18 protein-coding genes are annotated in these 24,247 nt (G+C 36.8%); 10 read left to right on the plus strand and 8 right to left on the minus strand.

Features of this window, described 5'->3' with window-relative positions:
- Nucleotides 1-204 precede the first annotated feature (204 nt).
- Entirely contained in the window at nt 205-465 is a 261-nt protein-coding gene (locus Cop2CBH44_RS14900; protein ID WP_021931010.1) for a type B 50S ribosomal protein L31, read from the plus strand.
- Nucleotides 466-519: 54 nt separating this feature from the next.
- On the opposite strand, the gene Cop2CBH44_RS14905 is transcribed toward Cop2CBH44_RS14900, so the two are convergent.
- The 5 genes from Cop2CBH44_RS14905 to Cop2CBH44_RS14925 form a co-directional block, all read right to left on the minus strand.
- Entirely contained in the window at nt 520-1,221 is a 702-nt protein-coding gene (locus Cop2CBH44_RS14905) for a superoxide dismutase (RefSeq protein WP_270568904.1), read from the minus strand.
- Nucleotides 1,222-1,777: 556 nt separating this feature from the next.
- Complete coding sequence (locus tag Cop2CBH44_RS14910; protein ID WP_200755124.1) at nt 1,778-2,644, minus strand: helix-turn-helix domain-containing protein; 867 nt, start codon at nt 2,642-2,644, stop codon at nt 1,778-1,780.
- A gap of 19 nt (nt 2,645-2,663) precedes the next feature.
- Nucleotides 2,664-4,304: an efflux MFS transporter permease gene (locus Cop2CBH44_RS14915; protein WP_021931007.1), complete on the minus strand. Its 1,641-nt coding sequence runs from the start codon at nt 4,302-4,304 to the stop codon at nt 2,664-2,666.
- 25 nt (nt 4,305-4,329) lie between these two features.
- Nucleotides 4,330-5,421 (minus strand): HlyD family secretion protein, encoded by a 1,092-nt coding sequence (locus Cop2CBH44_RS14920; RefSeq protein WP_021931006.1) that lies wholly within the window; start codon nt 5,419-5,421, stop codon nt 4,330-4,332.
- Nucleotides 5,422-5,441: 20 nt separating this feature from the next.
- The gene (locus tag Cop2CBH44_RS14925) at nt 5,442-6,767 is read right to left on the minus strand and encodes a TolC family protein (protein WP_200755125.1); all 1,326 of its coding nucleotides are present in this window, start codon (nt 6,765-6,767) and stop codon (nt 5,442-5,444) included.
- A gap of 623 nt (nt 6,768-7,390) precedes the next feature.
- Between Cop2CBH44_RS14925 and Cop2CBH44_RS14930 the strand changes: the two genes are divergently transcribed.
- Complete coding sequence (locus tag Cop2CBH44_RS14930; RefSeq protein WP_021931004.1) at nt 7,391-8,095, plus strand: YiaD family glycine zipper/OmpA-like lipoprotein; 705 nt, start codon at nt 7,391-7,393, stop codon at nt 8,093-8,095.
- 85 nt (nt 8,096-8,180) lie between these two features.
- Nucleotides 8,181-9,011: a hypothetical protein gene (locus Cop2CBH44_RS14935; RefSeq protein ID WP_200755126.1), complete on the plus strand. Its 831-nt coding sequence runs from the start codon at nt 8,181-8,183 to the stop codon at nt 9,009-9,011.
- Nucleotides 9,012-9,018: 7 nt separating this feature from the next.
- On the opposite strand, the gene Cop2CBH44_RS14940 is transcribed toward Cop2CBH44_RS14935, so the two are convergent.
- Nucleotides 9,019-11,274: an inorganic phosphate transporter gene (locus Cop2CBH44_RS14940; RefSeq protein ID WP_200755127.1), complete on the minus strand. Its 2,256-nt coding sequence runs from the start codon at nt 11,272-11,274 to the stop codon at nt 9,019-9,021.
- Between the two features lie 178 nt (nt 11,275-11,452).
- On the opposite strand from Cop2CBH44_RS14940, the gene Cop2CBH44_RS14945 reads away from it, so the two are divergent.
- Complete coding sequence (locus Cop2CBH44_RS14945; RefSeq protein ID WP_021931001.1) at nt 11,453-11,797, plus strand: cupin domain-containing protein; 345 nt, start codon at nt 11,453-11,455, stop codon at nt 11,795-11,797.
- A 12-nt stretch (nt 11,798-11,809) separates the two neighbouring features.
- Here the strand turns inward: Cop2CBH44_RS14945 and Cop2CBH44_RS14950 are convergent, their stop codons facing one another.
- Entirely contained in the window at nt 11,810-13,120 is a 1,311-nt protein-coding gene (locus Cop2CBH44_RS14950; RefSeq protein WP_021931000.1) for a phosphatase PAP2 family protein, read from the minus strand.
- 582 nt (nt 13,121-13,702) lie between these two features.
- Here Cop2CBH44_RS14950 and Cop2CBH44_RS14955 point away from each other — a divergent pair.
- From Cop2CBH44_RS14955 to Cop2CBH44_RS14980, 6 genes are all read left to right on the plus strand, one after another.
- Nucleotides 13,703-14,107: a hypothetical protein gene (locus Cop2CBH44_RS14955; RefSeq protein ID WP_021930997.1), complete on the plus strand. Its 405-nt coding sequence runs from the start codon at nt 13,703-13,705 to the stop codon at nt 14,105-14,107.
- Nucleotides 14,094-15,380 carry a DUF3440 domain-containing protein gene (locus Cop2CBH44_RS14960; RefSeq protein WP_200755128.1) on the plus strand — a complete coding sequence of 429 codons (1,287 nt, stop codon included), beginning with the start codon at nt 14,094-14,096 and terminating at the stop codon, nt 15,378-15,380. Before Cop2CBH44_RS14955 ends, Cop2CBH44_RS14960 begins: the two co-directional genes overlap by 14 nt.
- Before the next feature lie 9 nt (nt 15,381-15,389).
- The gene (locus tag Cop2CBH44_RS14965) at nt 15,390-15,914 is read left to right on the plus strand and encodes an IbrB-like domain-containing protein (protein ID WP_021930995.1); all 525 of its coding nucleotides are present in this window, start codon (nt 15,390-15,392) and stop codon (nt 15,912-15,914) included.
- Between the two features lies 1 nt (nt 15,915).
- A complete protein-coding gene (gene yfcE, locus Cop2CBH44_RS14970; protein WP_021930994.1) occupies nt 15,916-16,458 on the plus strand; it encodes a phosphodiesterase in 543 nt (180 codons plus the stop codon).
- Nucleotides 16,459-16,809: 351 nt separating this feature from the next.
- Nucleotides 16,810-19,548, plus strand: a complete 2,739-nt coding sequence (locus Cop2CBH44_RS14975; RefSeq protein ID WP_200755129.1) for a cytochrome c biogenesis protein — start codon at nt 16,810-16,812, stop codon at nt 19,546-19,548.
- Between the two features lie 97 nt (nt 19,549-19,645).
- A complete protein-coding gene (locus tag Cop2CBH44_RS14980; protein WP_021930992.1) occupies nt 19,646-20,728 on the plus strand; it encodes a phosphotransferase enzyme family protein in 1,083 nt (360 codons plus the stop codon).
- 72 nt (nt 20,729-20,800) lie between these two features.
- Here the strand turns inward: Cop2CBH44_RS14980 and Cop2CBH44_RS14985 are convergent, their stop codons facing one another.
- Entirely contained in the window at nt 20,801-23,680 is a 2,880-nt protein-coding gene (locus Cop2CBH44_RS14985) for a two-component regulator propeller domain-containing protein (protein ID WP_021930991.1), read from the minus strand.
- Nucleotides 23,681-24,247: the final 567 nt, after the last annotated feature.

A 24,247-nucleotide genomic window follows, 5' to 3' on the forward strand; every position in this document is an offset into this window, starting at 1 on the left:
AAATATATGATATAGATTCATATAAAAAGATAATCAACCCGTTATATTATAGGGTATAGAGAGAAGCTCTGTTTTTATGGTTTTATAAAAATCTTTGATTTCTTTTGCCATGTCAAAAGTAATGTGTACATTTGCGAGCCATTACAGAAGTTTACACGCTACCAACGTGATTTATAACTGATAAAATTAAAAGAAAGTATAACAATGAAAAAAGGTATTCATCCCGACAATTATCGTCCGGTCGTATTTAAAGATATGTCAAACGATGACATGTTTATTTCTCGTTCAACCATAGCTGCTAAAGACACAATAGAAATTGACGGAGTTACTTATCCGTTGGTAAAGCTTGAAATTACTAGTTCTTCTCATCCTTTCTTTACAGGAAAACAAAAATTGGTGGATACTGCCGGTCGTGTAGATAAGTTTATGAGCCGTTATGGAAAACATATGCAAAACAAGAAATAATATTTGTTTATTTTAGATATGAAAGACTCCGGATTGTGTGATTCGGAGTTTTTTTTATTTTCCGTTATTTAGGGCAGCATTATATCTTTCTTCTACTTTTTTCCAATCAATAATGTCCCATAGAGCATTTATGTGTTCGGCCCTTCGGTTTTGATAGTCTATGTAATAGGCATGTTCCCAGACATCTATGCCTAATAATGGAGTTACGTCTTCGTCTTTTAATATATTTCCGGCATTACTTTCTCCTAAAATTTCAAGAGAGCCATTATTTTTTTTAACCAGCCATACCCATCCGGAGCCGAATATATCGTTGGCCACCTGAGCGAATGATTTTTTGAATCGGTCGAAATTTCCCCATTGATGATCGATGGCTTCTGCTAAATTCCCAGAAGGTTTGTGTTGTGCTTTGTCTTTGGGAGAGAATGTATCAAAATAGAAGTTGTGGTTCCATGCTTGAGCGGCATTGTTATATAATTTACCGGTAGAATTTTTCACAATACTTTCAAGGTTTGTCCCGTATTTCTCGGTATCGTCTTTTATTATTTTGTTTACATTATCGATATAGCTTTTTAGATGTTTCCCATAGTGCAGTATCAGAGTTTCTGCACTAATAATCGGTTCGAGTTCGTTATATCCGTAGGGCAACGGTTGCTGTGTTATAATTATCATTTCATTTTGCTGTCCATATGATAATACAGACGTACCTCCCAAAAATAGGAGTAACAGCATTTTTCTCAAGAGTCTTGTCATTTTCATTTTATTTTGTTTTTTATATAGTATTATAACCCTCTAACAATAAAGAATGTTTATAATATATGCAGATTAAATTAGAATAACTATTATCGGAGTACAATATTTTGTGTAAGGAGCAATGATATAAAATGGATAAGAATTTATTTCGGTTCTGAAAACCTTTATCTCGTGGTAGATATTATATTCTACGTGTCAGAATATTGTTATTTAAAAATTGAATAAAAATGAAGACATGGCGTAAAGAAATAAAGATAGATAGATGCAGTAGCATTGCTTTGTGTATCGATGAGTGTGTTCGTCTTGGCAAGGTATAATAGGACCTGGGCAAAAAGTTGCTATCAGTGCTGGTTCGGGGCAGTCTTGAGTGCCGAGATAGAACTATAGTCAGAGGCAATAAAAGGGCTTGGATGGCTTTGGGGGTTAGTGTTGCAATGGTTTGAGGTCTTCAGTCTATTGGGTATCGGAGTGCCGGTGTCAGCAAAGCTATTTGGAGAATACGCCTCTGGGTTTCTTCACAAAGTAGTGCCAATTCCGGGAAATATAAATACGTGATGTTTCCTTACTTTTTGCGGTACTGCTGTGGCGACATCCCTGTCTGTTTTTTGAAGAAAGTGCCGAAATAAGATGCATTCGGGAAGTTGAAGAAGTCAGAAATTTCTTGCACATTCTTCTGGGTGTTTTTGAGTAATGAAATGCTTTTGCGGATAATGGATTTGAATACCAATTCTTGTACTGTATATCCGCAGATAGACTTAGACAGAGTCGAAAGATATTTGGGTGACAGACACAATTTGTCTGCATAAAAGTCTACTCCTCGTTCTTTTGTATAGTGTTGCTCTATTAACTGAATCAAGCGGATAAATATATCATGTTTGTGGCCTATGGAGGCTTTTTCTGCAATAAGTTTGCGAGTATAAATCGAACAAAGTCTGTATGTCAATGCCAGCAGAAGCAGTTTTTGTTCGTATAAGCTGAATGTGTTCTTTTCTATTTTCAGCGTATTGTCCAGCAATATAAGATATTTTAGAATCTCTTCTTCTTCTCCGGTATTCCATACATAGCATGGTTCTGTAGCCAAATGTGAATACAGGTTCATGGATACTACCGAATTTCCCATAATATCCCGTATAGGATCAGTTTGATAAATGAAGATGACTATTTCCACGTCATTGGATGCATGAAGTACTTGAAACAAGGAATCTTTCGGGAGAAAGAGTGTGTCACCAGTTTTAGCGAAAAATGATTTTTGTTTAAGAACGAAAGAAAAAGTCCCTTGTCGACAAATTACCAGTCCTACCCCGTCTATCATAAACGGGCTTTCTAAGGCGGACGGGAAAGCGCAGAGAACTCCTTCCGAACTGCAAATCTGTTGTTTGTTTAATAAAGCACTGTTAAGACGAGACAAACGTTCTTGCTTAGTATTCATGACCATTATGATTCAAGTGTTAGGTTGATAATTTTCGTTTGGGATAAGGCAGTATTACAACTAATACCATGCAAAAAAGGCAAGCATACAACGTCCAGCCAGCCATTTCCTTAACTGCCGATAGGGTAGCCTGTACCTGAATACGTCCTTTAGTAGACATGGTTGCCATGTTGATGGCTTCTTGTTTGCTTTTCCCTTGGTGCTGCATTCCTTGTACTGTTTGCGTAAACGAGGTGGATGCTTCAGAATGCATCATATCTACATTTTGTACATAACGGGTAATGTAGTATTGTTGCCGTTCTTGCAATACGTTACTATATAAAGCTGTTCCGATGCCGGGAGCAAGTACCATACGTATGGTGAGCATTGTGCAAATCCAAGAAGATAGGAATTTATAAGGCATACGTTGGGTCGCAAAAGTCGGTATCAGTGAGTATAGGAACATCATACCCGTGGAGCGTATAATGATGGGGTATTTCATCCGTTCGTATAAACCGGCACTTTGTACCTCGAAATACATGAACATGGCGGATAGTCCTAAAAACAAGAATCCGGCGGCAAAGAGGTATTTAAAGTGTACCCCTTTTACACTAAGCCAAATTGTCGCGATGCCACCGATAAAGTAACCTAACATAGACCAGTTGCCAAGTGTTGCGTTTTGATAGTTGTCCAGCTTCATTCCTATACCCGTAAATACATTGACAAACAGTGAACTGGAATTCAGTACCATTAGCAGAAAGTAGAACAGAAGACCGAAACGAATAGTACGCAGTTTGAGTACGTCAAACAGATAATAGGGATTGCGTAGAGTTACCTCTATGTAGACAAATAGGAGGCTTGCAACCACAGCTCCAACCGTTGCCCATCGGATAGTAGGGTCGTCATACCAGTCAAGAACCTTGCCGTAGGTCAGTACATAGGTAATACACATCAGTATGAAACAGAAGATGGAGACATTACTAAACTGCTTGAAGTTGATAGGAAAACGACGAGTAGCATACTTATGATAGGGCATTGTGATGAACGAAATAAGGATACAAAGTAACAGCAACCCCATCATGAAGTAATAAACGTATTGCCATTCGTATTCGTAGGTAAGCCATGCAGTCAGTGATGTGCCCAATTGCCCCAATACCATAAAAAATAAGTAAATGGCAGGTTGTGCAGCACTTCGTTCAATATCCAGTTTATCCCAGCCTTCACCGGTGGTAGGTTCATTGCCGGGAGTAATCTTTTCGGTTGCTTCTACATGGCCGGCATATTTGATGAGGGTAAACAAATTGACCATCATTAGCACCATACGCAGGAATCCCATGAGTAAGCTGCACAATGCCAATAGGAATATGCTGTCTGTCTTGGCACAAATGTAACTGAAAATGTACATGAGTGAGAACCCGACGATACACATCATTTTTTCCCTGCGGATGCATACCAATCGGTACAGGAAAGGACAGAATGCCGCCATGCCTATAGATGTGGCAAAGTTGACAAACTGGATATGTTCGGATATAATACCCAAGCTGCTCATCATTTCCGTACCGTTGGCAGAGTAGGTTCCGCCTACCGTAAGGATGGGCAGGAAAAACATTAATAAGATAATGATACCTATCGGTTTGGGAACCCAGTTATAGAAAGGGTAGTTTTTAGGGTATGAGGGCATTTCCTTAATGATTAGTAGTTGAAAATCAGAGTTGTGCTTTCACTATTACCATCATGCCGGCCGCGAGTTTTTCATTATCTTCTTTAGGCAGATTGGTAAAGTCGATTCGTACCGGGATACGTTGTTGTATCTTGACGAAGTTCCCGGCTGAATTGTCGGTAGGAACTAATGAATATTTAGAACCGGTGGCACCTGAAATGGCGGTAATAGTTCCCGTAAATACTTTGTTGCTGATAGCATCTACGGTAATGGACACCTTTTGTCCTATATGTAGATTCTCCACTTGCGTTTCTTTGTAGTTAGCGACAATCCATTTTTTTGTATCGGGCAGAATATAGGTAATAGTTTGTCCGGCTGTAATGAACTGCCCTTCTTCCAATGCTCGACGTCCTAATTTCCCGTCACAGGGAGCCACTACTACGGTATAGGAGAGATTCAAAAGAGCCATATCCAGAGCAGCTGTTGCCCGTTGAATGGCAGCTTCCGTGCTTTCGCGACGGTGTGATACTTCATTTACTCCAGACAAGGCCGCCTTTTGTTGACGTTTAGTCGCTTCCAGCTTTTTGCGGGTAGCTTCGTATTCCGTCTCTATTTGTTCAAGCTGTATAGGAGTAGCCGCATTTCTTTGTACCAGATTTTGGTAACGTTGACGGTCTTTCTCCAATTTGGCGAGACGGATTTCTATTTCAGAGATGGAGGCATCGTATACGGAGGCGGTGGTCTGCGTGGTTTGTAGTGTAGCACCGATTACAGTGGCGCCGGCTTGTGCATCTTTTAGTGCGGCTTCAGCTTCCATCACACGTATTTTATATTCGCGGTCATCCAGTACAAGTAATGTATCGCCTTTGTGTACTTCCTGATGCTCGGTAAAATAAATCTTTTTGATATAACCCGATGCACGCAGATTAATAGGAGAAATGTACTGTTCTATCTGTGCGTCATTGCTGACCTCTGTTCGTTTGTAGTCAAGGAAAAGGCAAGCAACCTCTATTACTCCCCAAACGACGATTGCTGCTCCCATCAAACTGACAGCAATTCGCCAGCGATGTAGTTTACGAAGTTTCTTGGCTTTTTTCTGATGTGTGTTCGATACCTTCTTTTTTTCTATTGTTTCCATGTGGTAACTTGATTAACTTGTTATTTGACTAATGAATCTATTTGTCCCGTCAGTTTCAGTAGTAACAGAGTTGTTACTCGATAATTGTAGTGGGCATTGATGTAATTGTTTTGTGCTTCGCTCATTTGCATCTCGTCTTGTAGCACTTCGGTCATAGAGGCGATCCCTTCGCGGTAACGTTCCATCGTAACCGTATATACATCTTCGGCAAGCAGATAGTTGTCTTTCTGCTTTTTAAAATTACGCTGGTTGTTCATCAGGTCGTTGGTGGCGTTCAAATATTGAGTTTGCAGGTTCTTGCGGGTATTTTCTTGTGCCAGTTTTATGTTTTCAATATCTATTGCGGCTTTCTGGTTTTTGTAACGTTTATCCAGCCCGTCGAATATTGGGATGCGCAGTGATACACCCAGGCCATAAGAACGAAACCAACGACTGGACGGTCCGGAATGAAACCAATGATAAGCCTTGTCAGTATAGGCGGAAAACATCCAGTTAGCAGTCAGGTTTAGAGAAGGAATATAACCGTAACCAATCATCTTTTTTTGTTTTACTGCCATTGCTTCTTGTGATTGTAGCAGTTGGAGTTCGTACAAGTTTTCGGAGAGTCCGGTCAGTGCAACAGGAGTAATGTTTTCGGAGTTTACAGGAACTAAGGCTATCTGCTCGTCAGCAGGATAGTCCATGATATATTTCAGCATGTTCAGTTGCTGTTCTTGCATTGCTCGGACGTTGTCGTATTGTACTTTCAGATTATCCAGATTGATGTTTACACGCTTTACATCCACTTCCATAGCCATTCCGTTGTCATGGAAAGCCATGGTGATGTCTTTCAATTCTTCCAACCGGATAATATTGGCTTTTATCAATGAGATTTGTTCTGCAGTAGTTTGTCCCAGATAGTACATTTTGCATATCTCTAGAATAAGGTCTTCCCGTGCTTTCTCGTAAGAAAGACGGCTTATCTCATCCATAACTTTGGTAATGGATACGGTAGTATACAGTGTTTGGTTGTAAAGGGGCATTTGTAACTGCAAACCGGCATTGGCGTTGAATCGTAAGGTGTGGGTGATATTATACGGGTTCCCATAGGCGGACCCGTCGGTAACGGATACTGGTGGATCTATATTGTCATTGTAATTAGCGAACCCATTGATTTGGGGTAACAGCTTTGCTCGGTTTTCGGAAATCCCGTATTTACTTTTTCGCATTTCCTTGCGTTTGCTTTCCAAAGACAGATTGTTCTCAATACTTATTTCGAGACATTCTTTTAGTGTCAAAATCTTTTGGGCATATCCTTCGGCAACTGACAAAGAAAGAAGGAAAAAAATGAATAGAAACTTTTTCATAATGATTACCAATAATTTGTGCAAAAGTAGTGGCTTATTGTGGAAAAACATGTCTATATATAGGCTATTTCTGTTCATATTTTCCTTTTTATTACCCCATGTAAAGGTAAAAATAGATAGAAATCATAGTTCTGAATTTCTGTACATACTTAAAGTAATAATTTTTTCTATAGAAAAAGGATGCCATTAAACGTAAAAATGAATAGATTTGAAAAATTATATTGTTATTTAGATGGTGATAGTATTAAATGGCGTTTGGTGGTCTTTTACTTACTGTTATTTTGTTATTTAAAAAGGCGTTTTATGCCATAACATATTGATAGTAATTACTATATGCTTATGTGTTGGAAGGTGAGCTTAATTGTGAAATGATGGAATTGATAAACAGATTCAGCTTTACCGGTACCTCTATTTTTTTATTTTCGCTACATGAAATTTCGCTTTTTTATCGAATGTTTGCTTATGCTCTCAAAAAGACTATTTGCGGTAAATTATTATTGATTTGCAGTGTTTGGTATGAGGAGCAATGATATTGGATAAAAATTTATTTCGGTTTTGAAAACATTTATCATATAACGGATGTTCTACATGTCAGAATATTATTATTTAAAGATTGAATAGTTATGAAGACATGGCATAAAGAAATAAAAGCAGGTGTGGTAGCATTGCTTTGCGTATCGATGATGTTGACGAGCGGATGCTCGGCTTGGCAAGGTATGAGTAAAACCGGACAAGGAGCTGCCATCGGAGGTGGTTCGGGGGCAGCCTTGGGTGCCGGGATAGGCGCTATTGCCGGAGGCGGTAAAGGGGCTTGGATAGGTTCTTTGGTCGGTGCTGCAGTCGGTTCGGGAGCTGGAGCTCTTGTCGGGCGTAAAATGGACAAACAGCAGGCAGAGCTGGAAGAACAGCTAAAAAATGCTCAGATTGAAAAAGTAAAAGACAGTAATAATTTGCAGGCAATAAAAGTTACTTTTGAGAACGGTATTTTGTTTGCTATCAATTCGAGTCAATTGAATGCAACTTCAAAACAAGATTTGAATCAGCTGGCTCAAAATTTGATTCAAAACCCGGAGACCAATATTCAAGTATTTGGATATACGGATAATACAGGTAGCCAGCAATTGAATGAACGTTTATCTTTACAGCGTGCCGAATCTGTAGCAAATTACTTGATGAGTGATGGAGTGAAGTCGAGCAGGGTTTCTGTGAAAGGTTTCGGATGGAATGATCCGGTAGCAAGTAATGCTACCCCTGAAGGGCGAGCCCAAAATCGGCGTGTAGAAATTTATATAACAGCATCTCCACAAATGATAGAGCAAGCACAGTAGATAATATTTAATGAAAAAAGAGTGGATTTTGATTATGGAAATTCACTCTTTTTTTATATCTTCCGGTTAAAAGATCGTTAGGTATATGGGTAATTATGTAGTCGTAGAAAGTTTTGTAAAAGGAAAATCAGAAGTTATATCTTGTGAAGATAGGATTGTTATCACACCTTATTATTGTGCAGTCATTGATGGGGCAACGAGTAAGACTCCTATGAATATTCTGAACCTGACTCCCGGCTTTTGGGCGGCAGAGTTGATAAAGCAGTCTATTATAGATTTACCATATGATTGTCCTTTGAAAATGGTAACGGAATTGATTACTGAAAAGATACGTTCTTGCTATATAAAATATGGTTTGGAGGATGATGTGTGTCAGCATCCAGAAAATAGATTTTCAGCTTCTGCTGCAATTTTTAGTGTTTGTTATAATGAAGTATGGCTTATTGGAGATTGTCAATGTCGTATAAATGGCATTACGTATAAAAATGAAAAATTGGTGGACCGAATTTTTTCGGAGGTACGTTCTTATGTAAATAGGACGGAGCTTCTGAGGGGGAAAACGATTGAAGAATTACAAAAGAAAGATGTTGGCCGGGAGTATATTCTTCCTTTGTTGAAGAAGCAAGTTATTTGGCAAAATTCAGAAGTCGATTCTTTATATACTTATCCGGTTTTAGATGGTTTTCCGGTGTTACTTTCAAAGGTGAGGGTGATTAGTGTTCCAAAATGTGCGCAAATTGTTTTGGCTTCAGACGGGTATCCTGTTTTGTGCGATGATTTGCGAGAGACAGAAAAAGTCTTGTTCGATATATTGGAACGTGATCCGTTATGTATCGAGGAATATCTTTCAACAAAAGGTGTAGCCCGGATGAACGATTCGTTCGATGACCGGGCTTATTTGAGATTGCAATTGTAAAATGTTTTTATTCGACGGGGTTTGTTATGTCCTGAAACTTACGGCTTACCTTTATCAGATTTATAGTATACGCTACGACATTCTGGGCTTCTTGTATCATGGTAAGGTAGACCATACTTACTTTCAGACTGCCTTTTTGTCCTTGTATACGTCTAAGTTCTGATCGTTTTAGCTGGGACAAGCTATTGATGAGAGAGTTTGCTGTCTTGATAAAATCATCGAATCGGGAATAGTCATTCTCTTCTATTATTTTTTTACAGTCTTGTAGAAGAGCTGTAATGCCGGAAGCTATATGTGTAAACTCTTCTTTTTGATCGCTGTGTAGAGGATTGAAGTTGTTATCAGTATGTTCGAGACAAGGTTCGCATATGCGTCCGATGCTATAGATAATCTCGCTGATAAAATCATTTCCCTGATAATAATAAAGTCCTTTTTCTATAGCTGTGTTGTTGTCGAGGTGTGCTACTCCTAAAGTCCCGATGCGTTTTACTTGTTTCAGATGTATTTTTTCATCATCTATTCGGTTCATTGTTTTACGAAGTCCTCTATAACTCTCAGACATAAATGCTGTTACTGTATGGTCGAAAGTATTAGCCGCTGTATCGAGTATTCCGGACAGCTCTTCTCGAGTATGTTTCCTTAGCAAGGTAAGCGCCTCATCTGTATCGTGAGTTGACATTAGTTTTGTAACGGTAGGATTACCTTTCTGTTGAGCTAGTTTTTTGTTGAAAGCAAATTGACTTCGGATAAGCAGGAATATGGCTAAGGCGATAAGGATAATAATTGCGACGAATCCTCCGTAATGGATGATAAGTGTGACGAAGAAGCAAATAAAAAATGCTGCTCCGGCTGTAATGAACCAGCCACCTATGACAGAAAGTACACCTGTAATACGGTATACAGCACTTTCACGACCCCAAGCTCTATCGGCAAGAGATGTACCCATAGCGACCATAAAAGCGACATAAGTAGTTGATAATGGTAATTTTAGCGAGGTTCCTAATGCAATTAGAAGGCTTCCTAATACAAGGTTTACGGATGCTCGTATCAGGTCGAATGCAGCACCTTCCTTTAGGATGACTTCATCCTGATTAAAACGGGAATCGATCCATTGTTTCGCTTTTGTAGGAATGACATTCTGTATCGAAGAAGCCATATTACTTGATACCCTGACAATAACTCGGGCTACGGGTGATGTACCGAAAGCCTCTTCTCCTTCTTCTTGTCGTGATAGGTCAAGGGATGTTTTTACAACATTTTGGGCTTTTCGAGAAGTAAATAGCGCGATAACCATAATTGTCCCTGAAGCTATGAGAAAATACCAAGGAGTTTTTGCCGAACCCATTAAGGAGGTCATAAGATATGTATCGGGATTGACCGTTCCGGGTTGGGACGTTATATCCATGTATGATGAAAATCCGGCTAAGGGAACTCCGATAAAATTAACTAAATCATTTCCGGCAAAAGCAAGAGCTAATGCAAATGTTCCAAGAAGTACGACTATTTTGAAAACATTTATACGTAACCAATAAAAAAATTGCATCAGTATAGTAAAGCCGATTATACAACAAGATACGAGAAATGAGGTGTTTTCGTTTATCCAGTTTTTATAATTATCAGGTAAGAAGGGGGTATCTTTTATCCCTTTGATTAAGATAAAATAGATAATTGCTGTAGTTGCAAGTCCTCCGAATATGCCAGCAAAGTATTTTGATGTTTTTTTATAGTTGAATGAAAAAATGATACGTGAAATATATTGTACGATAGTACCAAAAAAGAATGCAATGGCAACAGAGACGAAAATAGCTAAAATGACGGAGAGTGCTTTGTCTGTGTTTAGTAAGTCTCCGAAATTGAGAGTATGGTCACCGATAATTTTAATGATTGAAAGGGCGAAAGTTCCACCTAAGAGTTCAAATACCATCGATACGGTTGTCGAAGTAGGCATACCTAATGAATTGAATACATCAAGAAGTACAACATCGGTAAGCATAACAGCTAGAAGAATACACATAATTTCTGAAAAGTAGAAATGCTCCGGTTGATAAATTCCATGGCGTGCAATATCCATCATTCCATTTGATAAAGCTGCTCCGACAAAGATACCGAGAGCTGCAATGCCGAGAATTAGCCGGGTAGGAGCTGCTTTGGCACCAAGAGCCGAGTTCAAGAAATTGACAGCATCGTTGCTGACTCCGACGACTAAATCGAATATCGCCAGGATGAAAAGGAAAATAACAATAAAAAGGTAAAATGTTTCCATAAAAGTAGGTCGGCTAATTGAATCTGTTATTATACTTTTTTTAATGTTCGCTGCAAAGGAATAAAAAAGATGTTACAATAGAGTTACAAAATGAGATTGTGATAAAGAAAAAATAATATTTCTTATATTTGTTTCTGGAAAATTGATGTTTGAGCTAAATCTAAATTCTCTATAGTATATGGTAAAAGTAAGTGATGTGTATATTCGTGAGTGTGAGACTCCTTGGGAAAACGCAGGAGAAGGAGTACGCCGGCAGATTATGGCCTATAATGAAAATTTGATGATGGTAAAGGTTGAGTTTGAAAAAGGAGCAATCGGAACACCACATCGACATATTCATACACAGGCCAGTTACGTTGTGTCAGGGCGTTTCGAAGTGAAGATAGGAGATGAAAAGCAGATTTTGATTGCAGGAGACAGCTTTTATGTGTCACCTGATACGGAACATGGTGTCGTATGTCTCGAATCTGGAATATTGATAGATACATTTAATCCATTTCGGGAAGATTTTTTGAAAGGCTAAAAGTTGGTTCTCCTAAAATAGGATATTGGTCGAAGCTCCTATAGTCATCATATGTAATAGTTTATGAATGCTTTGCTTTTCAGAAATATTCAGCTGGCTATTTGGTTCGAGATTGAATGAAGCGGACGAAAGCGAGTAGTCAAAGAAAAAACGAACACCGAAATTCTGCTTAGCAACGTACGATATTGAAGCTCCGGTTCCCATTCCTGGCTGAAATCTTTTCTTGACATATATTGCGTCAGGAACTATTACACTTTTAGTTGAAAAATTATACCCCCCTAATAGTTTGCTACCTATTTGCCAGCATCGGCTGATAGGATAGGAAAAGTATGCCCCGATATGGCCTAAGTTCATATCAACCGGATCACATAAATCTTCTTTTTTCCCTGTTGTGGTAACGGGAATCGTAGATACAGCTAAGCGACCTCCTATTCCAATGTATGGATTGAAAAAGTAGGCACCTTCCAAACCTACGTGACTTCCGGTAGAGGTTTTTAGTTTTAGAGCACTACTGAGCGATAGGGTCTTTGGTAGAAGTCCAAATCCCATATACAGCCCAAAGAAGGACGGTTTGCGGTAAGGGTCTATTTGATTGAATTTAAGGTAATCTCGAGTTATTCCCTTATCTTTGAATATGACATCTGCCAACAGGTAGCCCAATTCTGTAGTTAGAATACCGATTCCCGCGCCGACTAATACGTCAGACAACCAGTGTCGGTTATTGAATTGTCTTGATATTCCGGTTGCTGCGGCTACAGAATAACCAGCGACACTAATCCAAGGACTTATAGTCAACCCGTATTCTTTATGCAACATAGTTGCCGTCATAAAGGCAGTAGCAGTGTGCCCTGAGGGAAATGATTTATAATTTGATCCGTCAGGACGTTGTACTTTTGCCGTATATTTTATTGCATTTACACTTATTGCCATCAATGCTGCAGAAAAGGCATCTGCTGTTAACATACGTCCCCAAGAGTTCCGACTTTTTATTCCTCCGATTTTCATCCCTACCATGGCAATTGCCGGAGCATATTGAAGGATGTCATCATATTTATAATGAAAATTCGGGATATAGTCATTTCGTAGTGTCCTGAAAGGCTTACTTTCATTCTTAAGTATCAATCCACCAGCAATTAGCGGTATGCTGATATAGGTAGTTTGATAAAATTTACTGGATTTAAACTTATCCCATTTAGTATTATTTATTTTTATTAAAGGAGTATGGTATAGGGATAAATGCATAGAATCCTGTTGTGCATATGTCATGGTTGCATTTAAAAGTACACAAGAGATGAAAAAGATAATTAATATTTTGATTTTCATAGAGTTGTTATTTGAAATAAAAAACGAATATAATATATTATATAATGTAATGAAATTAGCCGCGAATGTATAAAAATAGGGTAAATTGACAAAATTAATTTAAAGGTTATTTGTATTACATTTGAATTTTATGGATTTATTTATAAATGAAGTTGCTTGTATATGTTGGTATTTTGTGTATTTATTGTTATTCTTGTTATATAAATTAGATAAATCAGGTAGAAATAATTATTTAAATTTTAAATTTGCGATTACCAAAAAAATAAAAAAGAGATGTTTTAAAGTGTTGATTTTAGGTATTGCAAAATTTTTAAAATTCGAATTTATAATACATAGAAAGGAGATAAATGTTAAAATCTAATGATATTTTAAGTCTATATAGGACTTATGTATAATAGATAAAAAAGTGAATGTCGTTTTATGATTTAAAGAATTTGTTATTATATTTGTATTCATATAATAAAAAAGACAAATTTCAGGCTTATATTCTTTTAAAAAATAAGTATATATGGTCTCCATATTAAGTGAATAAATAAGTATAATTAGTCTGTAAAAATATAACTTTTTATTTTCGTATTAATTATGATAAAGATAGAATCTCTCCAAGGGCTTGATACCCGCCTTTATCAATTGGTTGCCCCTCTGGTGATGAACCCGAGGGTACTTAGATATAACAATAATTATCCATTTAAAACATCAAAAAATTTTATTTGGTATGTTGCTTTGAGCGATAATACACCAATTGGTTTTATTCCGGTTGAAATAAGGGATGAAAAGGCCATATTGAATAATTATTACGTGGCAGGTGACAATCTGGACTTGTTATCTGATCTTTTGAAGGAGATAAAAGCAGCTTTAGGAGCTCATTATGTATTGGAAGGAGTTGTACAGACTCCCCATGTGAAAATTTTTGAGGAGAATGGTTTCAATACAATAAAAGAGTGGAAAAAGTATGTAAAAATGGAGTGGAGCTATGGCGCTGCGTAAGAATGTTTATGAACTGACACAAAGAAGATTAGAAAATATTTTTGCAGAATTTGATAATATATATGTTTCATTTTCAGGAGGAAAGGATAGTGGCGTATTATTGAATCTATGTATAGATTATATTCGTACACATAATCTGAATCGTAAAATTGGGGTATTGCATCTCGATTATGAAGCTCAGTATAAAATGACGACAGAATATGTCGACAGGATGTTATCTCAAAATAAAGATATATTGGAGGTATACAGGATATGTGTCCCTTTCAAGGTAACGACTTGTGCTTCTATGTACCAAACATATTGGCGTCCGTGGGAGGAGTCGATGCGTGATTTATGGGTACGTCGGATGCCTGAAGGATGTTATTCTGTAAAAGATTTTCCTTTTTATGATCCTGACATGTGGGATTACGAGTTTCAGTTTAAATTTTGTGAATGGTTACATAGGCGGAAGAAAGCACGGCGTACGTGCTGTATGGTAGGTATTCGCACCCAAGAAAGTTTGAATCGATGGCGTACGATTTATCGAGAGAATGTTTATAGTAAATTTATGGGATTAAAGTGGACGAAAAAACTATATGATAATATATTCAACGTTTATCCGATATATGATTGGCAAACCACAGACGTGTGGACTGCAAATGGAAAGTTCGGTTGGGATTATAATCGGTTATATGATTTGTATTATAAAGCGGGCATTAGTTTAGATCGTCAGCGCGTTGCCAGTCCTTTTATTTCTCCTGCGCAGGAGAGCCTGCATTTATATCGGGCGATAGACCCTAATACTTGGGGACGATTGATCGGACGAGTTAACGGTGTGAACTTTTCAGGTATATATGGGGGCACATCTGCGGTCGGTTGGCAGTCGGTCAAGTTACCTGAAGGTCATACGTGGGAGAGTTATATGCATTTTCTACTATCTACGCTTCCTGAATCGACACGAAATAATTATCTTGAAAAGTTATCTGTCAGTATTGATTTTTGGCGTAGAAAAGGAGGTTGTCTTTCGGATGAAACCATCCAGAAGTTGAAGAATGCGGGAATCGAGATTACTGTCATGCCTGATACAAATTATAAAACCACAAAAAAGCCTGTAAGAATGGAGTATTTGGATGATATAGATATTGCAGAGTTTAGAGAGATACCTACATTTAAAAGAGTTTGTATTTGTATTTTGAAGAACGATCACGCTTGCAAATATATGGGATTTGCATTGAATAAAAGCGAGCGGGAACGTAAAGAAAAAATACTTGAGAAATATAAAGATATATTGTAAAACGAGTATATGAAAAAGTCTTTCATAAGTCCTGTTTATAATGTAAAGGCAGTTCCTGTAGAAAAAGTCAGAGCAAATAATTATAATCCGAACATCGTACCACCACCAGAGATGAAATTGTTGGAATTGTCAATTTGGGAAGATGGTTATACAATGCCTTGCGTTTGTTATTATGTTGCAGATGAAGATATGTATGAATTGGTGGACGGATTCCATCGTTATTCGGTGCTCAAAACGTCTAAAAGGATTTACGAACGGGAAAAGGGTTTGCTTCCGGTTGTGGTTATAGAAAAAGATTTGTCAAACCGTATGGCTTCGACAATTCGACATAATCGGGCACGAGGAACTCATAGTATCGAATTGATGTGTGAAATTGTATCGGAACTGACTCAGGCCGGTATGACGGATTCTTGGATACAAAAACATATCGGAATGGATAAGGATGAATTATTGCGACTAAAACAGATTTCAGGTTTGGCATCACTTTTTGCCAATAAAGAATTCAGTATTCCTATCAATGAAAAAATGCGGTGAAATGACATATATGATAATTTCAGATATACATGGGTCGGAAATTGCATTAAAGAGAGCTTTAGACCAATATGAACGATTAGGGTGTGACGGATTGATTATCTTAGGTGATATTCTTTATCATGGGCCTCGTAATCCTCTTCCAGAAGGACATAATCCTAAGGGAGTTGCCGAGTTATTAAATCAATATTCTACAGAGATAATAGCAGTTAGAGGAAATTGTGAGGCAGAAGTAGATCAAATGGTGCTTGATTTTCCTTGTATGTCAGATTATGTATTGATATTGGATAATGATTATCGTATATTCGCTACTCATGGTCACATTTATAATCCAAATCAGTTGCCGAAGGGATTTTCTGAAGGAATATTTCTTTTTGGACATACACATTTATGGGAACTGAGAATAGATAAGAATAGGATGATTTGTAATCCTGGCTCGATAGCTTTGCCTAAAGAGGGACGTTTACCGACTTTTGCTATTTATTCTTCAGGAAAAATTGTAATATACACCTTATATGGAGAAGTTATTTTAGAAAAATCTCTTTGATGTGTAATATAAAAATTGTATTTTATTTATATATTATTGAAAAATTTATTGTTCCTCTCGAGAGAGGGAGAGGAGTAGGATTACAGCTTTTTTACTGAGACATGTCGCTTTGGGGAAGGTCGCTGTTTTTCCTTTTGAGAGGAGACAAGGGGACATAGTGAGAGACTTGGTTTGTGTTGGTATTTCCGAGATGCTGCTACACAGTTTAGATTAAGATATTGGGGGTGCAACAGAATAGGCTGTATCTTTTATTTTGATTGTATGTAAGTATTACGTAGCTATCAATAAAAAACAGTAGATAAGGTTTCTTATTAATAATTACTGTTTTATATTTGTAGAAATAATTTTTTCATGAAAATCTTTATCCGTTTGTGTGCTTATTTAAAGTTCTTTTTTTCTTCTTATCGTACAATGGCGGTATTGCTGTCTTTATATGTAATATCGTTGGCTGTTGCTACTTGGATAGAGAGCTGTTGGGGTAGTGTTTCGGCTCGAGTAGCAGTATATAATAGTACTTGGTTCTATTTGTTGCAATTGTTAATGGTAATCAATTTTTTGTCCATAGCATTTACCGTTAAATTATGGCAACGCAAAAAATACGGTACTTTGTTGTTTCATCTGGCTTTTGTCTGGATATTGGCGGGGGCTTGGATAACGGCAATCAGCGGGATAGAGGGTAGTATCCATTTAAGGGAAGGCAAGATGACAAGAGAGATGTTGACGCGTGACACTTATTTGAATTGTAAGGGTGTGTGTGCGGGACGAAGTTTTAGTATTTTTCATCGATTGGATATAAATCCGTTATTCTCAACATCTTTTTCAGAATGTCATACTTTTGACGATGATTTTTTTAGTATTTCTCTATTGGGAACACATCAAGATATATCTGGTGTTGATATTCTCCATTTTCGTGTAGTTACTTCTGCTTGCGATACAATTATAGAGGTTCCCGGTAGGGCTGGAAATGTAGGAGAACCGGTTAGTTTGGAAATAGAGAATTTATCATTAGATTTATCATATGGAGCAATATACATGAAACTCCCATTTAGTATAATATTAAATGATTTTCGATTGGTGCGTTATCCGGGCTCAGAGAGTCCCTCATCTTATGAAAGTGATTTGACGATTATAACGCCAGAAGGGAGTAAAGAAGAGACTATTTATATGAATCGAGTAGTAAGTGAACAAGGATACCGATTATACCAAACTTCTTATGATAGAGATGAAAAAGGTTCTGTATTGTCTGTAAATAAAGATCAATTTGGGACACTTGTTTCTTATTTGGGTTATTTGTTTTTATTGATTGGTATTTTGGGAATGATGTTTGAACGTAATTCTCGGTTTCGGGAGTTAGGTAGGCAATTGGGCCTACTGTCAAAGAATAAGTTTTTGGTTGTTGTCATATTCTTATTTTTTTCAAATTTGCCGGTATTGAAAGCGGAGGAAAATGTAAGGGCAGAGGTCGATAAATTTGTGTTACCGGAGGCTGTCTGTCGTTCATGGGCAGAGTTACAGGTACAGTCACCATCAGGGAGGATTGAACCTGTAGATACTTATGCACGGGTTGTGCTGCGTAAAATTTCCAAATCGGATAGTTACGATGGGTATTCTGCTGTACAAGTATTTTTAGGAATTATATTCCGGCCCGATATATGGAATCGGGTTCCATTTATTCGACAGACATCTCTTGAGTTACACCAACTATTAGGAACATCGGGTAATTATATAGCTTTTTTTGATGCGTTCGATGCTTCAGGACAATATAAATTAGCAGAGAAGGTCCAAGCTGCTTATTCCAAATCAGAGAAAGGACGTTCCCGGATGGAAAAAGATATTTTGAAATTGGACGAAAAAATAAATATCATATTTTCGTTGCAACAGGGAAGAATGCTGCCTTTATTTCCCGGAGTGTCAGATGAGAGGAACCATTGGTTTTCAGCAGGTGATGATTTACGGGTGTTATCAGGGGCTGATTCTTTGTTTGTGGCAAAGGTTTTACCTTGGTTTGCAGAAGAAAGCAATATGGCAGCGTTGTCTGGAGAATGGGGAAAAGCAAAGGAAATAATAGGAATGATTAAAATATATCAGAAGGCAAAAGGGGGAGCAATACAGATATCAGATTCTCGTATTCATGCCGAACTGTTATATAATAAAATAAAGATTTTTGAAGTATCGGCTTTTTTGTTTATAAGTTTGGGACTTCTTTTGTTGGGAATATCCTTGTATAGGATATTAAATCAATATCGATGGAAGTCAGTGTTGAGAATATTGATAGTTTTGGCTTGTATAACTTTTGGGGGATTGACTTTTGGTATTGCTTTACGATGGTATATCTCAGGGCAGGCTCCTTGGGCAAATGCATATGAGTCGATGGTATATATTGGGTGGTCTACGGCGTTTGCCGGATTGTTATTTTTGAGACGTTCGCAAGTTGTTTTATCCTTAGCTTTGTTTTTTGCGGGAGTCATTCTTTTTGTAGCGCACTTAAATTGGATGGATCCTGAAATAACCCCTTTGGTTCCGGTGTTGAAATCATATTGGCTAATGATACATGTTGCGGTTATTACAGCCAGTTATGGCTTTTTCGGGATGAGTTTTCTGATAGGATTTTTATCCTTGATTCTGATGGCTTTCAGAAAATCAGACAATTTGTTGCTATGGAATGGCGGTATTCGGGAACTTCGTATTATAAATGAGATGTCATTATATATTGGAGTAGCCCTTTTGTCAGCCGGAATATTTTTAGGAGCTGTATGGGCTAATGAATCATGGGGACGTTATTGGGGGTGGGATCCTAAGGAAACTTGGGCATTGATTACACTGATTATTTATGCATTTATTTTGCATAGTCGTTTTTTGCCGATTCTGTCTTCTGCGTTTGCTTTTAGTTGTATGTCGGTCGTCGTAATGTTATCGGTATGGATGACATATTTTGGAGTAAATTATTATTTGTCAGGTTTGCATTCTTATGGTAGGACGGAGGTGCCTCCAGCTCTGAATATTATCTGGGTTGTTTATTTGTTGATTGCAGTTGTTGCTATTGTCGCTGGTAAAAAAGAAAAAATGATTAGAATGAACAAATTTTCTTAGATTTGAAATTTCTTTTTAAATGTTTGTTTTGATTATTCTCTGAAATATTCTTATTTTGCGATTTATTTAGATTATTATATATAAAATACTTGATATCATGAATAATTTACACGACATTGTGTCACATTTTAGTATTGATGGAACGGTTGATGTGATTGAACCTATGGGAGCCGGTTTGATAAATGATACATACCGGGTTGCAACGGTTTCATCCGATACAGATGATTATGTTTTACAACGTATCAATCATTCTATTTTTAAAGATGTCGATCTCCTTCAGAGAAATGTTGTGAATGTAACAGAACATATCCGGAAAAAATTGCAAGAAAGGGGAGAGACTGATATTAAACGTAAAGCTCTTCGGTTTATTCCGGCAAAGGATGGCAAGATGTATTATTTTGATGGGGAGAGCTATTGGAGAATTTCAGTATTGATACCTAAATCCAAAACTTTTGAGACCGTCAATCCTGAGTTTGCGTATTATACGGGAAAAGCATTTGGCGATTTTCAGTCAATGTTAGTGGATATACCTCAGCAATTGGGTGAGACTATACCGAAGTTCCATAATATGGAATTTCGTTTGGAAACGTTTAAAAAATCAATAAAAGATAATAAGGCCGGACGTTTGGAGAAAGCGCAATGGTTGGTCGATGAGTTATTGGTGCGTGCAGATGAAATGTGTAAGGCTGAGAGGTTGCATAGAGAAGGCATATTGCCTAAGCGCATAACGCATTGTGATACTAAGGTCAATAATATGCTTTTTGATGAGAATGGCAAAGTTTTATGTGTAATAGATTTGGATACTACGATGCCGGGGTATGTATTATCAGATTTTGGGGATTTTATTCGTACAGCGGGGAATACAGGAGCAGAAGATGATGCAAATTTGGATAATGTGAATTTGAATATGGATATATTCAAATCTTTTGCCAAGGGATATATTGAAAGTGCAAAGTCATTTTTGTTACCTGTTGAAGTCGAAAATTTGCCTTATGGAGCAAAGTTGTTGACGTATATGCAGACTGTTCGATTTCTGACTGATTATCTCGATGGCGATTGCTATTATAAGATAAAATTCCCCGAGCATAATTGGCAACGTTCATTGGCTCAATTTAAATTATTACAGAGTATAGAGGCTCATGAGGCCGAGATGCTTGATTATATAAACGGATTGATGTGAGATACAATGACAGGTTCTTATAAATCCGGAAATATTGTTTATCAAATAAACAATATTTCCGGATTTATTATCTTATTCTTGTTTCCGGTCTTTGTTTATTTGTTCAATATATTCGGTGGGCGTAATACCGGTCATTTCTTTAAATACACGGTAAAATGATGTTTTGGAGTTAAAGCCGCATTCATCTCCTATGCCTAAAAGAGTATATTCTCTGTATTGGGGAGCTTGTAATTTTCTTTTGACAGCCTCTACCCGGTAATAGTTTACAAAGTCATTAAATCCTTTTCCAAAAAATTCTTTTAATATCTGAGAAAGCTGTGATTCAGATAGGTTGATTAATGTCGCCAGTTGAGCTTTATTTAATCGTTTATTAGTATATATATGATCGTTTTCCATAGAGGAAATTAGTGCATCAATGATTTTCCGAGTTTTATTATCCGGTAGTTTCGGAAGTATGATATTGGGTTGGGGTGTTTTTAATGTTTTTGTTGTATTCTTGTTTTTAAACTTGTTATATTTTTTATAAAACTTAGGATATTTCAGATTTAGTAGATAAAATGTTGCCAAAAGAGTGATGATTAATAATAATGTCACTAAGGCAATGGTTGTCCAGATAGATGTTATGTCAATTTTAAGAACTTCTTTTTCATTGCTCCATTTTCCTTCAGTATTTGAACTTCGAAGCAATAGAGTATATTTACCGCTTGATAATGCAGGAAGTTTAATTGAATTTTTTCCAAAGTCTATCCAGTACCAGGTTGTGTCGTAAGGCATTATTTGATATTGGAATCGATTTCTCCATTCTTTGATATAGGAAAAGTTTGAGACATTGATAATGCAGTCTTTGTCTTCTGTTGTTAATTTCAGAAGAGGTATATTTTTCTCAGAGTCTAATTCTTGGATTCGGAAAAGTTTATTCCCGTTACGGATGGATGTAATAGCGGGAATGGGAATATAGGTGTATTTTATATTTTTTTGGGTATCAATCACATTGAATCCATTATCACCTCCGAAAAATAGATAGGGACCTAATTGTGCTTTCACTTGATAAAAGAAAATATTACCTTGCAATCCGTCCATTTCTGAATATCGGATAATATCATTATTGGGAGAGGGAAGGACGGAAAAGATTCCGCGTTCACTGCCTAACCAAATTTTTCCGTTTTTTTCTTGTAATATGGATGTTACAGCACCATTGATAATTTTGTTTATTTTTTTGTCGAGGATAAATTTTCTGTTTTTTAAATCGAAAAATGTAATACCTGAAGCTGTAGCAATACCTAATCTGTTATGATTTAAGTTTTGGATTCCCCAAATCAAATTGTCCGGTAACAGTCCATGAGTATTTTCTTGTGTATAAAATTTTGTTTTTCCTGATTGAGTGTTATAACAGGCTATACCTCCTTGATGAAATGCCATCCAAATATCATGATTTTCATCCTCGGCAATGATTTTGATATTCGTAAAAATATCGGGTTTATCTTCGGGTGTTTCTTTGAGAAGTATATGTGTCAGTTTATCTTGTTTAGCATTGTACATATATAATCCTTTGTCGAGAACCGATATCCATAAATTTCCATCGGATGACTCACATAGAGCGTATACCTCTTTTAGTGGTTGATGCTCTGGAGGAAATGCCAGAGTTTGAAATGTTTTGTTTTGAGGGTCGAAGCTCAATAGTGCCGATGTAGTGCCTAATATCAACTTTCCCTCTTTCGTCAATAATCCGGTTAGTATATGATTCCGATTGGATTGGGGAAGATTATTATTTATTGGGGGAAGATTGTAATGGGAAAATATTTGATTATCCATATCAAAAAAATCTATTCCTTGAGCTCCGGTACCTAACCATATTCCATTTCTATGGCTATCGGCTTGCATAAAGAGGATTGTATTATGGGATAGGGAGTGTTCATCTCCCGGTATATTTTTGAATAGATAGATATTTCCTTTTTCGGATAATTTACAAACACCATTAGAGGTTCCTATCCAGATGACACCAGAACGGTCTTTATATAAAGTACTTACATTATTACTAAGCAGGCTATTGAGATTATTTGTAGGATTGTTTTGTAACCAATCTACAATATGTTTAGTACGTTCGTATATAGCTATGCCATTATCTGTACCGATAATGAGGGACTTGTTTCCGTCATCGACGACTGAGGTTACCAGCCTTTTTATTCCCGTCGACTGATAACTTACAAAACAATCCTGCTCTCTTTTATATAGGGCAAATCCTTCACTGGTCGCAATCCATAGATTTCCGAATCTGTCTTCATATATATTTTGGATAAAATTACTGGGGATACTGTTTATATTATTGGGGTCAAACTTATAGTGAGATTGGGATTGTTCTTTTATATTTATCATGACAAGTCCATTCCCTTCTGTCCCAATCCATAGTAACCCCATCTTATCGAAATATATTTTTTTGGCTATACGTTCGCTCTTGATTGCTTCATTAAATTCTTTATGGTGGGCAAATAGCGGGAAAAGTTCTAATGAATTTTTATTTTCATTATAGGTGAAAACTCCGTTTCGAGTGCCTAAATATATCTGTTTGTCAGGGGAAAGGGCAATACTGTATATAATTTTGCTTTTATCAAGTTTATTGTCCGGGTCAGGGCGATATTGTTCTACTAATCCATTTTTTTTATTGTAACGGTAAGCTCCGTTAGCAGTTCCTATCCACATATTATCATATTTGTCATTTTGTAAACAGTATATCTTTTTAGATAGGTTGTTATGTAATTCTGCAGTTGATAATTTTTGAAGGGTATAACCGTCATACCATGCTGCCCATTCATTGGTCCCGAACCAGATAAGCCCTTCTTTATCTTGGGTGATACATTGGATAGAAGTAGAGGGTAGTTGATTATTTAGTCTGAAATATTCTATGTCAAGTTGAGTTGCTTTCACCGGAATAAAAGCGGTGATGCAGGTTATCAAACAGATGCATATTTTATAATACAAAGTCATGAATGTAAGAGTACTTTGATTGTAAATCGGCCTATGAGATAAAATTTTCAGTTTATTTCAATTTTTTATAGGTATTCCATTTTAGGTAATCTCTACAAGCTATAGACAAATATAGCATTTTTTTATAGAAAAAACAGATTTTATACTATCTCAGTTTCAGCATTTGTTTGATTTTTATGGAAATATTTGTTTTTGATATGTTTACTGTTACAATTTTAGAGCCGATTGACTTTCCCAATAAAAAGTATTGTCAGGACATTTTTGTGTTTTCTTTCGGTCTCTTTTCCTGTTTTCCCTCGTCAGATAGTCCGCTATCTTCTTCATAAAAACATCTACGAAAGAAATTCACAAATTTGACCCGGCAAAATTCAGATAGAGCTTCTTAGGGAAAATATGAAATTTTTTTAATTTAGCAGTATTGGTTTTATTATCAACATGTATAAATAAATGTTTTCATGTGTAATACTTTTAAATTAAAATAATCCATCCGGTATTTGGGGTATTGCAAAGTCTGGAGAACGATACAAAAGCTCTTGA

It is taken from the genome of Coprobacter secundus subsp. similis, assembly GCF_015097275.1.
In the GTDB taxonomy this organism is placed as follows: domain Bacteria; phylum Bacteroidota; class Bacteroidia; order Bacteroidales; family Coprobacteraceae; genus Coprobacter; species Coprobacter secundus.

What these genes read in the sequence shown, in the direction of transcription:
- Cop2CBH44_RS14935 (WP_200755126.1), top strand. Translation starts at nt 8,181, where the DNA reads ATGGGTAATTATGTAGTCGTAGAAAGTTTTGTAAAAGGAAAATCAGAA.
- Cop2CBH44_RS14980 (WP_021930992.1), top strand. Translation starts at nt 19,646, where the DNA reads ATGAATAATTTACACGACATTGTGTCACATTTTAGTATTGATGGAACG.
- Cop2CBH44_RS14910 (WP_200755124.1), bottom strand. Translation starts at nt 2,644, where the DNA reads ATGAATACTAAGCAAGAACGTTTGTCTCGTCTTAACAGTGCTTTATTA.
- yfcE (WP_021930994.1), top strand. Translation starts at nt 15,916, where the DNA reads ATGACATATATGATAATTTCAGATATACATGGGTCGGAAATTGCATTA.
- Cop2CBH44_RS14930 (WP_021931004.1), top strand. Translation starts at nt 7,391, where the DNA reads ATGAAGACATGGCATAAAGAAATAAAAGCAGGTGTGGTAGCATTGCTT.
- Cop2CBH44_RS14975 (WP_200755129.1), top strand. Translation starts at nt 16,810, where the DNA reads ATGAAAATCTTTATCCGTTTGTGTGCTTATTTAAAGTTCTTTTTTTCT.
- Cop2CBH44_RS14965 (WP_021930995.1), top strand. Translation starts at nt 15,390, where the DNA reads ATGAAAAAGTCTTTCATAAGTCCTGTTTATAATGTAAAGGCAGTTCCT.
- Cop2CBH44_RS14925 (WP_200755125.1), bottom strand. Translation starts at nt 6,767, where the DNA reads ATGAAAAAGTTTCTATTCATTTTTTTCCTTCTTTCTTTGTCAGTTGCC.
- Cop2CBH44_RS14945 (WP_021931001.1), top strand. Translation starts at nt 11,453, where the DNA reads ATGGTAAAAGTAAGTGATGTGTATATTCGTGAGTGTGAGACTCCTTGG.
- Cop2CBH44_RS14955 (WP_021930997.1), top strand. Translation starts at nt 13,703, where the DNA reads ATGATAAAGATAGAATCTCTCCAAGGGCTTGATACCCGCCTTTATCAA.
- Cop2CBH44_RS14920 (WP_021931006.1), bottom strand. Translation starts at nt 5,421, where the DNA reads ATGGAAACAATAGAAAAAAAGAAGGTATCGAACACACATCAGAAAAAA.
- Cop2CBH44_RS14940 (WP_200755127.1), bottom strand. Translation starts at nt 11,274, where the DNA reads ATGGAAACATTTTACCTTTTTATTGTTATTTTCCTTTTCATCCTGGCG.
- Cop2CBH44_RS14950 (WP_021931000.1), bottom strand. Translation starts at nt 13,120, where the DNA reads ATGAAAATCAAAATATTAATTATCTTTTTCATCTCTTGTGTACTTTTA.
- Cop2CBH44_RS14960 (WP_200755128.1), top strand. Translation starts at nt 14,094, where the DNA reads ATGGCGCTGCGTAAGAATGTTTATGAACTGACACAAAGAAGATTAGAA.
- Cop2CBH44_RS14905 (WP_270568904.1), bottom strand. Translation starts at nt 1,221, where the DNA reads ATGAAAATGACAAGACTCTTGAGAAAAATGCTGTTACTCCTATTTTTG.
- Cop2CBH44_RS14900 (WP_021931010.1), top strand. Translation starts at nt 205, where the DNA reads ATGAAAAAAGGTATTCATCCCGACAATTATCGTCCGGTCGTATTTAAA.
- Cop2CBH44_RS14915 (WP_021931007.1), bottom strand. Translation starts at nt 4,304, where the DNA reads ATGCCCTCATACCCTAAAAACTACCCTTTCTATAACTGGGTTCCCAAA.